Below are 13,798 nucleotides of genomic sequence, written 5' to 3'. Positions count from 1 at the left end.
GGTCCTCAATAGAATGATGGCATGCGCACGCCCGAAATCCGTCCGCTGCAAGACTGCAACGCCGTAGCAACAGCATCAAAGACGGAATGCCGTTCCTTCAACGACCCGCGCACCAAAGCCGCGAGCGCTCATTCACATCATGAATGACTTCATGCAGCCAGGTGAGAGACGTGTAGTCCCCGACCAACAGGATGCCAGCGTGGTTTTTGAGCAAGCCGTGGGAAAGCATCCGCGGTGTCCTTTCATATTTATCCAAAAGGCCTCGTTAGACTGCCCATGGGTCAACAATGTCTATTCCGAAGCCTTCAAAATCCTTCGTATTGCGTGTAGCTAGCGTCAAATCGTGAGCGATGGCCGTGGCCGCGATCAGGCCATCCATTGATGCAAGCCCCCGGCCGCTTCGCTTCGCGAGGGCCATCAGGTCACCCCACGCCAGGGCAACAGCACCTTCGACCGGTATAGTCCTGTTGTCGAACCGTTGTGGGAGATCATGCGTAAGCCACTCGTCCAACGCGTCGCGCTTTCGCCCGTTGTCCATCAGCGCAACACCGCGCCGGATTTCGGCAATCGAGACAAAGCTGATGAACGTGCGATCCTCGTCCAGACCATGGAGCCAGTTCAAAACACCTTCAGCAGGCCGGGGCCTCGTAACTTCCGAGAGAACATTCGTGTCGAGGAGCAGTCTCATAGGGACAGGTCGCGCGGCTCGTCGCCTTGCCGCTCAACGTCCAGATCGGCGCCACGCAGAGGCGATGCCAATAGAAATTCCGCAAGCGATCCTCTGCGCGCAGTCTTCTTCTGCCACTCTTCGGCGGAGACGACCACCACGCTCGGCTTCCCATTGCGGGTAATGGTCTGGGGTGCTACCTGCGCGCGCTCCATCACTTCCGAAAGCTTTGCCTTCGCTCCCGCGACCGTCCAGCTCATTTCGTCGTGCGTTGGTGTGTGCATTATCTTACCTATGACTAGAATGACCATGGTGACTATAGTGCTCGAGCCGTGTCTGCGCAAGGGCGCGCTCGAACGATGCAGGGGAGGGGAAGGCTACAGTCTTGATGCCTCGGCCAGTGTAGCTTTAGCCCTCGTCTCGATTGAAGCGCCGAGGTAAAGGGTCGTGCGAAAGCTCTCATAGGGCATCAGCTAAGCGGCTGGCAGCAAGGTTTCAGACATCCCAGCTCTTCCCTTCCAACCCGATCACAAGCGTTACCGCGCCGGCGGCAACCGTGGCGACGATGAATGACATGGCAAAGGCGGCAATCGCTTTCGCGCCGCTGACCGACAAGTCCTGCTTGAACCAGCGGACCTGCACCACTCCGTACCATAGGATGGCTACCGCAATGATGATAAGCCCGGTACTGTCGACGCGTTGATTGGGCATGAGCAGGAAGTCGAATCCAAGCCCCATGACGAAAGCAAAAGGGGCAGCGACATAGCACTGGCTGTAAAACGGTGGACGCAACGTGTTCCTAGAGATCTTCGCTGACTTCATCCGCAGGAGCATGACCGCGATGCTGAGCGGGTAAATGCCGTACACCACGCCCCGCGCGATCAGCAGATTGGTTCCGGAGGACAATACCTTCGGTAATTCGGAGAGATCGGAGATCGAAGCAAAGGCGGTGGAAAGCCCATGCGAAATCAACAGTGTGATCAGAAAGAAAAGGGGGAGGGCTCAGCGTATCATCATACTGGTCTTCAAGCCTGTCGCTCAGCTCCACATCCGCATAACGCATCATGTCCATAGGGCCGGTAAGCGAACGCCACATCGTTGTAGGATAGAACACCAGCCAACTCACAAGTTCGCAGAGAAGTTCTTCCAGGGACTTGAGTACCTTCATGAAAATGCACAGCGGCACTCCTGCGCAAAAAATCCGGTCGACATCTACCTAACAGCGAACCCGGAACGCGTCACGCGGCTGGCCGTGGAAAATGTCAACTTCGGACGGAACGAGAGCGTGGATCTTGGCGGTCGCCGTGAGATCATTGACCGCCATGGGTCAACTCCGCCCATCAGAGAAGTCGTGCTGCCCGACCGCTGCGCCTGGCGGCGCTGTTGTAATAGCTCGAGGCCTGTTGCACCGATCGATGGCGTGACCGTTCCATCGCCTCGGGAGGGGAATACCGCGGTTTGCCGCTTCGGTCAGGTATCCCGACCGCAGGCCGTGCGCCGAAAACTCCCCGCTGTCCAACCCTGCCATCTCCGCCCGCTGCTTCAGGATCGCATTGACCGACTGCGGATCAAGTGCGCGCATTGAAACCGTCCCCCAACGCCCGATCCCCCGGAAGACGCTGCCTTTGTCGATCTTCGCCGCCGCCATCCAGGCATTCAGCGCTTCGACCGGCCGGCGGGTGAGGTAGACGACATCGTCCTGCTCGCCGGAAGTGGTCTTGGTGCGGCCGAGATGGATGGCGAGAGAGGGGAGGGGGTGCCGTTGTCGACGGCGATCGGCGGCTCGGCGGTGAGCAGCTCTCGGCGCAGTCCGGCGATCTCGCTGCGCCTTGGGCCGCCTGAGGCAAAGGCAACCATCAAGATCGCCCGGTCCCTGACATCGCGCAGGCTGTCGGTGGCGCAAGTCGCCAGCAGTTTTGGCAACACATCGCCGGTGACGGCCTTGGCACTCTTGCGAAGGCGGGTGCGCGGGACGGCGCGCACGGCCAGACGAATGGCGGATTTGAGGGCAGGGGAGGCGAAGGCACCGTCCAGCCCGCGCCATTTCGTCAGCGTCGACCAGTTCGCCAATCGCCGGCGCACCGTATCCGGCGCGTGCGGGCCAACGGACTTCAGGAACCCCTGGCGCCGAAGCTTGTCGTCGACGTCATCCGGCATGCCATGATCGGGGTCGTTCGCCCGCTTCTGCGGATTCCAGAGATGATGCGCGACAAATTTGAGCAGCAGCGCTTCCGGCGCCGGCCAAGGCAGGGACCGTCCGGTCGCTGCCGTTCCCCAGGCTTTGAGGTAGGCCAGATCGGATGTCAGCGCTCTGAGCGTATTGTCGCCCATGCCGCGTTCAACGAGGTGCTTGAGGGCGCATTGCCTCGCGAGAAATGCTCCCTGATTGTTGGCCGTTGCCTCATCTGATTTGCTCCCAGCATTTGTGGGTGCGGAGCAAATCAGATGAGGCTGATCAGCGTGACGACGAAAAAGGAATTGATTGCTGCTCTGGCAAAACGCTATGCAGCCGGAAAGCGGGAGGAAAAATCGCAGATCCTCGATCAGTTCGTTTCGATCAGTGGGATGCATCGCAAACATGCGATGCGTTTGTTGCGTGGGGCGGATAAGCAACCGCAATCGCGAACGCGGGCGCAGATTTATGACGAGGCGACCCGACAGGCTCTGATTGTTTTGTGGGAAGCGTCCGACCGTATCTGTAGCAAACGACTGAAGCCCTTGCTGCCGATTCTGATCTCCTCGATGGAACAGCATGGCCATTTGAAGTTAGACGATCAGGTCCGGACCCTTTTGCTACAGATGAGTGCGGCTACCATCGACCGTGCATTGAAAAGCGTGCGGGAAACAGCAGGCGGCCGTCGACGCCGACGTTCCGTGGCTTCATCGGCATTGAAGCGGACTATTCCAATTCGAAAATTCTCCGACTGGGGTGACCCCCCACCTGGCTTCATCGAGGCTGATCTGGTGTCACATTCCAGTCCCAACGCACGTGGCAGCTTTATTCAAACGCTTGTCCTCACGGATATTGCGACCGGTTGGACTGAATGCGCGCCTCTGCTGGTTCGCGAACAGAAGCTCTTGGCGGAAGTTTTGACCGAGCTTCGCCGCGTCCTGCCGTTCCCGCTGCTTGGCTTTGATACGGACAACGATAGCGTATTCATCAACGAGACGATCAAGGACTACTGCGTTGATTCAGACATCGAATTCACTCGCTGTCGGCCATATCGCAAAAATGATCAGGCTTATGTGGAGCAGAAAAACGGATCGGTCGTCCGCCGCATTGTTGGCTATCATCGGTATGAGGGTGTTGAAGCCGCGGCGACACTTGCGGACCTCTATCGCTCGGTACGCTTGTTCGTGAACTTCTTTCAACCGTCGTTTAAGCTGCTCGAAAAGCAGCGAAATGGAGCGCTGGTCAGGAAGCTCTACTCTTCCCCCGCGACGCCACATCAACGGATTTTGTCGGATGCGAGGACGGCAACGGAGGTGCGCGACCGCTTGGTGCGAATGAGCGAACAACTCGATCCTGTGACGCTCCTCCGCGACATTCGTGCAGGACAACAGCGGCTTGCCGACATCGCGCACCAGGGAACCCCCTCCAGCGAGGCTCCCGATGTTGAGAGCTTTTTGCAAAGCCTCCGTATCGCATGGACAGAGGGCGAAGTCCGTCCGACCGCGAAAGCAAAGCCAAAACTAAAGCGCGAGCGACGGCGGCCTGACCCGCTGGTTAACGTTACGAATGATCTTTACAGTTGGTTTGAAGCTGAACCATGGAGAACCGGCCGGGAGCTACTGGAGCGACTTCAAAGCATTTATCCCGGTCAGTATCCTGATGGACTAATCCGTACGGTGCAACGACGGGTGAAAGGCTGGCGTCGCGATCGCGCACATACAATGATATTCGGAATCGAGCCTGGCGAAGACGAACAACTACCAAAGCTCAGCAGGGCGTAGGGAGCATTCTGGTGAGGCAATATACTATCCGTCCGGGAGCATTCTCCCATGAGGCAATACGAATCTCACTTAGATTGCCGCTACGCAGCGCGCCAAAGCCAGTGTTTCTTTCCACCGATGGTGATGACAACCTCATCAAGGTGCCATTTGTCGCCCAGCCTGCCGGCTGATCGCTTCCGGATATCATTAGCAAAGTGTCTGCCGAATTTCTCAGCCCAGAGCCGCACGGTCTGGTGAGAGACGATGACGCCACGCGCTGCCAGCATATCCTCAACCATCCGCAGGCTGAGCGGAAACCGGAAATAGAGCCAAACGGCATGGCCAATCACCTCCGCTGGAAAACGGTGGCGACGATAAAGGGGATCATGGATAAATCTGGTCATCCCACCAGATCCCACATTTTGATCGATGCTCGATTAACGTTACAGTGCCGGACTGGCCCATGTCTCGAGGAAAGGCTCCTTTGATCTGCATCCAGTTAGCCTCTACGCGTTTTCAATCGGCTCTGGGTTCTCGCGATTAGTGGAGGACAATTCAAGAGCGCTACGGCTATGCAAAGGACCAGGTAGCATGCGGTCCATCCGGCAAGCCGGCCAGCGCACTAATCAGGGCTAACTACGGTCCTTAACGATGGCTGCGCTATAGATCCCGGCACCGCATGGTGGATGAATTTCCAACAGAGCGAGGGCTACTCGATTGGTCTTTGTGGTTGCCTCCAGTGAGTAGGTAAGACAAATTTGCACACTCAGTCTTCCAAGTCAGCATCAATCCGGTGATTTCTTTGCCAAAACCACCACGATAAAGCAGCGATTCCAAGCGCCAGAGCCATCATCAGGACCACAATCAGGGCCGAATTCTCGATCCATGCAATCGCCGGAATGGCCAAAGCCATCGCAACTCCGAGGAGGCAGACCTGCCAGGAAACGACGTGGACGCCTGCGGTAAACGTGCCCAGCGCCAGCAAGGTGATAATGGCCAACCCTGTCGCACTTGCGTTGAGTATCCTCTGCACGACGGGCAACATTATCAGGTTCATCACTATCAGGAATGCCAGCCAATGCAGCGTTTGCGTTACGATTAAGCGTAGGCGGGCAACTTTACCATCCGTGTCTCGCCAACCGACACTTACACAAACCGCCCCAATTATCGGAGCCAGGATCTCCCAATACAAGATAATCGGCTGTTTTACGATGCTTGAATAGGCAACACCAAATACCGTCAACACCAAGACTATAATATAAAGTATTTCTTTAATCCAAGCTCTTACCTTTCCCGGCTTGGGTGATGTTGCGGCTTGTGCCGAATGTCCGCCTGATTGTAGGCTCATAGGTCCCGTTCCAGTTTTGTTAGAGGAGAACGCCTGGATGCCGCCGCGACCACGTGGGGGCGGAGCCAGATCATCGCCGATGAGGATGCCCGGTGGAAAGCGCCTGCCCTAGAATAAACCCAATTACAAAGCCAATGACGCCGGCCGACGACAGAACGGTGGCTGCCGTCCCTGGATTCTCCCTGAATGCCTCGGAGACGGCCTGGGCTTGGCGACGCATCTGTCTGATGGCTCATGTGCCGGGCCGGAGAGAGTATCATAAGCGTATCGGGCATTCTCACGAAGATCGCCATCAAGATCTTCAGCGCGTGACGGGATTGACTTTCCGATATGCGTCACTTCCTTTCTGAGATCGGCGATCTGCTTCTCAAGATTAAGGCGGATGTCTTCTGGATTGGGCGGGTTAGCCATGGAGATCTCATGAAATGTGACTAACGCAGAGCCGCCATCAGGGTCCGGCCGCTTTCAGTTCAGCCGCCGAAAAAAGCGAACCTGAACATTGTTGCGCGCCCTGCCATCGAGCCCGCCGTGCCGTTAGAGGCCAAGCTTTTTCAAACAATAATCCGACGATCGCTCGCTGTGTTGATCTCGATCAAATCCCGGATCGATTATAGCCTTCTCGCACGATTTCGAGTTGGACGTTGCATCGAATGTGCGGCGAATTGGGAGGTCGGAGCGGCTTATAGTCGCGCCCAGCGGTAATGTCGCCCGCTATGGCCGGTCACCGGTTTCTCGGCGCGGCATTAATCGGATCGCCGGCGGCTGATTTTATCCCTTGCTCTTCGGCGAAGCGCCAAAGGCCTTCGATGCCGAGATAGCTGTGCTCCGCATCGCATTGTCTGCCATAGTCGACGGGATCTACCTGGTAGTCGAGCACTGTAAAGCCGGAACCCTGCAACGTCGCTCGTCTGGTGCCACGGAGGTGTTCCCACTCCTCATGTGTCATTGGAAGATCGGTCGACAATAGCCGCCGCGCCGATTCGTATTCAGCGGGGAGATCTCTGGCCAAGTATCTGATCGCCATGATGGCCTCCAGTCCCATCACCTGTCCAGTTGAGCACTTATAAGTTTTGCGACTTCTTCGATGGGTTCTTCGACAGGCACGAAGAGCCCACTCTCGCCTCCGCCGCCTGCCAGATGGATGCCCGTCCGATTTGGGTCCTGGCGAATGTAGATCACCATCTTCGGATTGATAATAGACCGGATACGACGTCGTGGATTTGTAGGTCAGCTTAACGAGTGCCATGAATACCTCCGGTACGGACGCCGAAACGCGCTCGCAGCTTTGTTCAATGACAGCGAGACCGATTACATTGGCAACAACTTGGCCGGGCTTATGCTTTGCGAAGGGATCCACCTTCATTTTCCCACGTTGCCAAGGCCGCCTTATCTGCGTTCCGTTTTTGCCTGCGTGTGCGCGGGTAGTCGGCGGACGAAATCGTCGCTGCACGAATCCTGCGGATGATCATCGTATCTTCATGATGATCACCTCCATGGGAAGGTTCCATATCGGAGGTAGCATAGTCGGCCTGCTGAAGGACGCGCCGTAGATTTGTTTGCTTATTTGGCATTTTCACTTCTCCCGTTGTGGGCGTGTCGGTCTATTGCGTTCGATACGCAACGCCTTCAGAAGGCCAGCCCTCTCCCGCCGCTTTGCAACGTCGCCGGTATTGATTGAACGAAATACCGTGGTCGTCTTCTCGCGTATGGGGGATTGAAAGCCTTTTGCGACCTTCGAAGCGTGGTCGACTTTATCCTGCATGATAGCATTCCTTGTCTTGCGCATTTATGGATGCTGCTGCTGCCAGAGCTCGTCAAACTGGCAACGGCCGCCTCGCTGGATTGTTCCCAATGCCTCGTAGTCAGTCCCGCCGCCGGGAAAGCGCGTCCAGATGGACTAGCAGATCATCAATTTCCTCTGATCACTCGCTTGCGCACTGACAAACGTCGCTTTCTTCTTAACCAACGGGATATAGCCTCAGTTGCCATCTCCGTTGATAGAAGACGATATAATTCAGCCCGGTCTGGTCGCCGGGAAATGGCGAAAGAAACGGCCACATTCATCGCCGCCTGGCCGGCGGGGCCGTCGATATCCTGCCCATTGGCCTGACACCAGCGAAAGGCCGCTTCGACAACGGTTTCGATTTGTTCGTTCTCAAGTGGAACCACGGCTCGGAAAGGCAATGTGGTGTGCTCCTCGATGTAGACTCCCTTGGAAGAACTACCGAGGCTCCGCGCTAAACGGGGCCCCTAGGCACTAGTACCCGCAGTCCGGGCTCGCTTTCATGGCCGCCTCGGCTTCGGCCTTGGTCTTGTGACCGCCGCCGACGGCAATGGTCTTCTTTCCGTCGGGCTTCTTTTCTGCAACCGAACAAGCTTTCATGCCGGGGGCATGCTCGACGTAGTACTCGCTGGCGGCCAGCGCAGACGAGGCAAGAAGTGCTGCGCCAATCGCAATCAGTTGTAATCTCAACACGATGGTTCTCCTGTCGTAGACGTTTGAGGTTGGCTCAAGCAGCCCCGACGCGGGGAACGGCGGGGCTGTCGCCAGCATGCGAAGGGGTCTCGCCATCACATGGCAGCTGCCTGCGTTCGAGCCCAGCAGCGCAGGTAAGAGATCAGGAGATCGCTCGATCGCAGCGTACGGTAATGATGATGGTGTTTCGATTTTGGGTGATTGACGCAGGTCAATTTGCCGGCTGCCTATGGAGGTGAACCCGAACACCAAGCCTGACGGCCTGGCCGGCCGCGTAAGAGTCTGCATGAGTCCCGTCTGTGAAAACATGTCCACGCCGAGCTCAAGACTTTTCTAACCAGTTTCTAATGAATCTGAAGAACATGGACGATTGCCTTATAGACGCCGATCACGCCACATAGAATCCGCGCCCTGGCAAAGGAGAAGAAATTGAAATCGGTACGAAAAGCATTTCGTCTGAGAAAGGGGCGACAACCAGATTCTTGCTGTTCAGGTTTCGTTGGACTTCTCCCGTGATTGATTTCGAGAGGTTTGATCAGCCTTTTGTCGGATCATCCGATCAAGATCGTTTTCCAAATCCTCGCAAAGCTGGTCGTACTCCCAGAGAAGCCGAAGATCCGCGCCAGATCTTCGGCGAGTCCGATCACGGAAGTCGATCGCTTCGCCATAAATCTCCAGCATCTCTTCTATCGCTTCCGAGCAGGTAGGAGCAAAAGGGCCTTTCGTACCTCAGGGCGCTTCAGCATGAATGCTGCACGGCCGACTAGCCTAGAGTTCTGTGGCATTTCCTTGTCAGCTATCCCGAATTACTTCGCCGAAGCTATTAGTTGCCACTCCGACAAATGCGAGGAGCCAGTCCGACGGGCTGCCCCATTCCTTGCTTAACGATTTACCTAGCAGACACCATGCGATTCTGTGAACGGAATGGTACCAAACCCTGGTTGTATTTTCCGACATAATGCCAGCGCACTCGGAGCATGCCCCCGGCATGAAAGCTAGCCCGGACTGCGGTACTAGTGACGTCACAATTCCCTCCCGGGAACATTCTCGCACCGCAATCATTCTATGCCTGCTCACACTCCCGTGGGCCGAGCTGGGCTCTTTCTATCGCTGTTCCATCCCGTGGGAGAGTCCGGCTCGTTTCCGCTGCCAGATTTGGAGCTCTGGCAGTCGTGGCTAGGCGATCGAACACCGGGGACGTGGAAATTGCTACTCACCGGGCGACCCGCGCTCAATCATTTGGGGAACCTATGATTACGGCAAGCTCTGCCATCATGCCGCCTTGTGTCGCCGCACGACCTTCCACTCATGCCAGATTAGTATCATGACGATCGCGTCGAAGAACGTCAGGACAAGCAGCCCCGACGAGTATGTGTAGGAATAGCGATACAATTGGTAGACCGTGAACGAGCCCAATGCCACGAGCGAAGCCGGGTACGACCACAGTTTGCCTCTCAAAAGCCCGACAACTAAAAGCAACTTTATTAGGCCGTGGCTGAGCAGGTAGAAGGCGTAAAAATGCTCGCTGCCGACGGAAAAATGGTTCGCCATCTGTGATAGGTGGCCAGCAATGAAATCGTTCGGGTCTTCGAGCAGTTCATCCTGTGTGACGGCGTTGACCCAAGCGGCAATTGTTTCGGTGCTGACGACATAAAGCAGCAGACCGCCTATGCATTCGATCAGGGCATGGGCGCCCTTGAGCCAGACCCCAATCTCGAAAATCTGATGGATACGGCGCTCATCAACAGGCTTCACAACGCACCTCGTGGCCAACGAGCCAGACACGGTGCGCCCACACCCGACCCAGGTCAATGAAGGCGAGGAGCCACCTACGCATGTCGTAACCCTCAGCCGAAATACATTCATGACGGCGAACTGCCAAACGAGGGCGTCTATTTCGATCTCTCCGTTCCGCCGCCGCTGGCAGACAAATCAGCCCCGACCAAGGCGGGCTTGTCGCGCCTGCTGAATGACCTGAAGAAGGCTGGAACCCGCGTCATTCTCGTTCACGATGGTCCGGAGATGGGCCACTACATTCCGGAAGCCGGGGCGAAGGCGGTGATCGAAGGTGCTGCAACTGACTTCGCACCACCATGGGACTATGTCAGCAAAAGGCAGGCGCTCTCCCGCGCAACTCTGGCCCATCTTGCCCAGTCCTAAAACGTGGAGATCGTCGATCCGCTGCCTGCCTTCTGCGCCAACCAGCATTTGACATCGATGTACGATGGAACGATGGAAGCCGCAAAGAGCGCCATCATTGAAACATGCTGCGATCGGGCACCGGCTCGTTGAACCTCGCTCGCAGCCAGTCATCATGGGGCCCGTCTATGATGGCGACAGCCCCGCCGCTCCCCGCGACGGGGCTGCTTGGTGTCGAGGACCCGTTTGAGCCAGATCATTTCCTCTAATTTAACATCGTCGGGTGCCGCCTTAGCCCGGTACCGCGCGATTAATGGAGCATCCCAACCGCCCCGCCGGGCGCGGCCTTTTTTACGTTCAATTTCCCGAATTTTACCCTCCGGAAGGTGAAGAACTATTTGCCATTCTCTGACCGCGTTTGGGACTATAGTCCACAACCAGCGGCAGAACAGGGCCCGGAGGCGATATGGTTTCGCGCGATCCTTCGTTACCCCGAAATAGAGGGCGCGACCATGGGCAATGGTCATGTTACGATAATCGAAGAATTCGATCATTGGATGGTTGTCATCGTTGAGGCAACCGGAACCAGCCGACAGGTTTTCCACGAAGGGACGCACGCGGACCTCTTACGCGGCAGGCCAAGCCATCAGGCTTAGTGTTCGGGTTAAACGTGCATCGGCAGGCTCTAAATTGACTCGCGTCAATGACCCAAAATCAAAGCACCATCATCATTAGTGGATGCTGCGATCGAGCGATCTCCTAATCTCTTACCTGGGCTGCTGGGATCGAACGCAGGCAGCTACCATGTGAGGACCCCTTCGCATGATGGCGACAGCCCCCGCCGTTCCCCGCGTCGGGGCTGGTTAATATCGGATTGGGGGCAATCCGGGGGAAGGCCGTTGCCAGTTTGATGAGCTCTGGCAGCGGCCTTTTTTAAACTGTGCGCAGGCAATCCGATTCACCCTCGTCGACCGAGTTTTGCAGACGACCTTACGCAAATGATCAAAACTATCGTCGCCACAGTCCTGATGATCGCTACCATTATTTTCTGGGTTCTCGGGCTCGCCTGGGCCGTCGTCGAGATTTCAACAGCACTCGGCTGGATTGGTTAGGCGCGGCGCGTTGCGGCCTATGGCAGCACCAAACTCATTACGGGCTTCGCCAACCATCTGGGTGGCAGCGTGGTATTTACCTACCCCGCAGCGGTTTCACGGCAACCATCGAAATTCCGGTGTAAGCTCAGGCCTTCTGAAAGATGCTAAAATTCGGATCGCCATTTTAAGCAGACAGACCATCAGGAGACAAAGTCGATACCTGCCTCACGACATGCAGCTATAAAGGCGGTCCTGGCATCTTCCGGCCCGCAAAGCCCATTCATAGCATCAAGGCACTTGACTCGAGCCCTATATCGAGCCGGAGAGGATCCTTCGAAAGGCCATTCTTTCATCAAGGCGTCAGCCAAGTCCTCTATCGATGTCAACTCGCGATAAGCACCCTCGCCAGGAAGCCGAACTTTTACCGTCGCAACTTTTGGATTGTCCATGGGTCATCCTCATACGCCGTGGTAGAGGTGAACGCAGAACCAGGTTGCTTGTTCATCGCAAGCGCGAATCTCTGTGCGCTTCCTGAAACCCGGTCCGTTGAGCGCGCAGAGTCTCGATGGCTCCAGCGACTTAAGGCTCGAACGGCCTCCCCACCCCTATACGTGTTGATGACAAGGGAACTTTCCCACCCAACGGAGATTTGTTTACGCTTACATCCCGATGTGAGCAGAGCCAGGCGCCCTTGTTTCCACCAGCATCACCGCGAGTGCCTGGCTCGTTTTCACGAGCGGGTTGCCCCAACACCTTCCGAACGATTGCTACTGTCGCTTCAGGGCATAACCCGACTGGGGAATTTCCCCGACCGCGCACCGGCTTATGTATTAGCTTGTCTGGAAGAGACTGAGAGTAAGTCGCCACCTCTGGGGAATATGCGATGGGGTGGCGACACCAAAATCAACGGCTCTTTAGAAACCGAGGTGCTCACGCCCATACTTGGGCGTGTGGGTGAGCCGACTCTTAATGGCGGCCGCTCGAAAAGGCAACAATGCGCTTACTCAGCGTGGGACAACTCGTATCCTTTGACAGTTGGCGCTGCCTCTCTGACCAGCACCTTCACCGATGAGATGCACAGAGCGGCAATCAACCCACCGGGGAATTGACACATTATCGAGTGGAGAAGAAATGACCGCGCTGCTGCCTGAGATCAGGCAATGGCACCCGTCACTATTTTCCAGTGCGCCATGGCGCGGACACGATGGATGTGAGTGGCGAGAGCAGAGCGGCTGCGATGCTGTGCGACGAAGAGATTTCGGATGGCGGAGAAGGTTGTTATGAACCGTTGCAGACCTCCGGCTGATCGGAAACCCTGCATCTGATGCTCCCGTTTTCGCAGTAGCAGATGAGAATTCTCCGCTCGATTGTTGAGGGCTTTGTGGGACCGGTGTTCGACCGTTGGCATGAGGTCACGTTTGGCCGCACTATAGGAGCGGAGTTTGTCGGTGATGATCCGCTTGGGTGGCATGCCCTGCTTCTTCAACAGCCTGAGCAGCAAACGCCTTGCAGCCCTGGTGTCGCGCCGGCTTTGAACGATTTCATCGAGAACGGAGCCGTCCTGATCGACGGCACGCCAAAGCCAGTGCTTTCGGCCGGCGATGGAAACCACAACCTCATCGAGGTGCCAGACGTCCTGGAGCGAAGGTCGCCTGCGACGGAGTTGCTTTGCGTAAACCGGCCCGACTTTCCGTCCCCATCGCCGGATCGTTTCATACGAGACGATGATCCCGCGCTCCAGCAGTAGCTCCTCGACCAGCCGAAGGCTCAAAGGAAATCTGAAATACAGCCAGACCACATGGGCGATGATCTGTTGGGGGAAACGGTGACGCTTGTAGCTGATGGATGAATTCTTCATCCCTTCAGTTCTATGCACTACCCACTGACATCTGGTTTATGTGACATCGCCGCTGGAGGTGCTGCTCGACCAGATCGACACGCCGATCGGCCAGTTCACGGCCGATGGCGCCTATGACGGCAACCCGACCTATGACGCCGTCACCAGGCACAGTGCCGGTGCTGCGGTGGTCATTCCGCCACGCGCCAATGCGGTGGAACGGCCGGACGCCGATCCTTCGAGCCAGCGAGACCGACACATTGCGGCGATCAACACCGCTGGCCGAATGAAGTGGCAGGTCGCG

The 13,798-nt window shown here is 56.6% G+C and carries 10 protein-coding genes and 3 pseudogenes; 3 read left to right on the top strand and 10 right to left on the bottom strand.

Annotation, left to right across the window (positions count from 1 at the left end):
• Window positions 1–265: 265 nt before the first annotated feature.
• The 4 genes and pseudogenes from DTW90_RS36265 to DTW90_RS36250 form a co-directional block, all read right to left on the bottom strand.
• Window positions 266–688, bottom strand: coding sequence for a type II toxin-antitoxin system VapC family toxin (locus DTW90_RS36265; RefSeq protein WP_149344922.1), 423 nt, complete (start codon window positions 686–688; stop codon window positions 266–268).
• Window positions 685–951, bottom strand: a complete 267-nt coding sequence (locus DTW90_RS36260) for a type II toxin-antitoxin system Phd/YefM family antitoxin (RefSeq protein WP_149344920.1) — start codon at window positions 949–951, stop codon at window positions 685–687. Before DTW90_RS36260 ends, DTW90_RS36265 begins: the two co-directional genes overlap by 4 nt.
• A gap of 211 nt (window positions 952–1,162) precedes the next feature.
• Window positions 1,163–1,573, bottom strand: a complete 411-nt coding sequence (locus tag DTW90_RS37985) for a hypothetical protein (protein WP_246665186.1) — start codon at window positions 1,571–1,573, stop codon at window positions 1,163–1,165.
• 434 nt (window positions 1,574–2,007) lie between these two features.
• Window positions 2,008–2,998: pseudogene (locus DTW90_RS36250) on the bottom strand (site-specific integrase).
• 114 nt (window positions 2,999–3,112) lie between these two features.
• Here DTW90_RS36250 and DTW90_RS36245 point away from each other — a divergent pair.
• Window positions 3,113–4,621, top strand: a complete 1,509-nt coding sequence (locus DTW90_RS36245) for a DDE-type integrase/transposase/recombinase (protein WP_149344918.1) — start codon at window positions 3,113–3,115, stop codon at window positions 4,619–4,621.
• Window positions 4,622–4,707: 86 nt separating this feature from the next.
• On the opposite strand, the pseudogene DTW90_RS36240 reads toward DTW90_RS36245, so the two are convergent.
• From DTW90_RS36240 to DTW90_RS36215, 5 genes and pseudogenes are all read right to left on the bottom strand, one after another.
• Window positions 4,708–5,004: pseudogene (locus DTW90_RS36240) on the bottom strand (IS6 family transposase); the annotation flags it as partial.
• A 362-nt stretch (window positions 5,005–5,366) separates the two neighbouring features.
• Complete coding sequence (locus DTW90_RS36235) at window positions 5,367–5,948, bottom strand: hypothetical protein (protein WP_149344916.1); 582 nt, start codon at window positions 5,946–5,948, stop codon at window positions 5,367–5,369.
• 721 nt (window positions 5,949–6,669) lie between these two features.
• Window positions 6,670–6,990 carry a hypothetical protein gene (locus DTW90_RS36230; protein WP_149344914.1) on the bottom strand — a complete coding sequence of 107 codons (321 nt, stop codon included), beginning with the start codon at window positions 6,988–6,990 and terminating at the stop codon, window positions 6,670–6,672.
• A gap of 1,215 nt (window positions 6,991–8,205) precedes the next feature.
• Window positions 8,206–8,424 (bottom strand): hypothetical protein, encoded by a 219-nt coding sequence (locus DTW90_RS36220; RefSeq protein ID WP_132528742.1) that lies wholly within the window; start codon window positions 8,422–8,424, stop codon window positions 8,206–8,208.
• A 1,272-nt stretch (window positions 8,425–9,696) separates the two neighbouring features.
• Window positions 9,697–10,179: a DUF2127 domain-containing protein gene (locus tag DTW90_RS36215; protein ID WP_149344910.1), complete on the bottom strand. Its 483-nt coding sequence runs from the start codon at window positions 10,177–10,179 to the stop codon at window positions 9,697–9,699.
• Between the two features lie 198 nt (window positions 10,180–10,377).
• Between DTW90_RS36215 and DTW90_RS36210 the strand changes: the two genes are divergently transcribed.
• Window positions 10,378–10,584 carry a hypothetical protein gene (locus DTW90_RS36210; RefSeq protein WP_149344908.1) on the top strand — a complete coding sequence of 69 codons (207 nt, stop codon included), beginning with the start codon at window positions 10,378–10,380 and terminating at the stop codon, window positions 10,582–10,584.
• Window positions 10,585–12,810: 2,226 nt separating this feature from the next.
• Here DTW90_RS36210 and DTW90_RS36200 read toward each other — a convergent pair.
• Window positions 12,811–13,515: an IS6 family transposase gene (locus DTW90_RS36200; protein ID WP_149344904.1), complete on the bottom strand. Its 705-nt coding sequence runs from the start codon at window positions 13,513–13,515 to the stop codon at window positions 12,811–12,813.
• A gap of 46 nt (window positions 13,516–13,561) precedes the next feature.
• Here DTW90_RS36200 and DTW90_RS36195 point away from each other — a divergent pair.
• Window positions 13,562–13,798 (top strand): annotated as a pseudogene (locus tag DTW90_RS36195) (IS5/IS1182 family transposase); the annotation flags it as partial.

This window comes from Neorhizobium sp. P12A, assembly GCF_008365395.1.
Taxonomy (GTDB): Bacteria; Pseudomonadota; Alphaproteobacteria; order Rhizobiales; family Rhizobiaceae; genus Rhizobium.
This window is presented reverse-complemented; position numbering and strand designations above follow the sequence as displayed.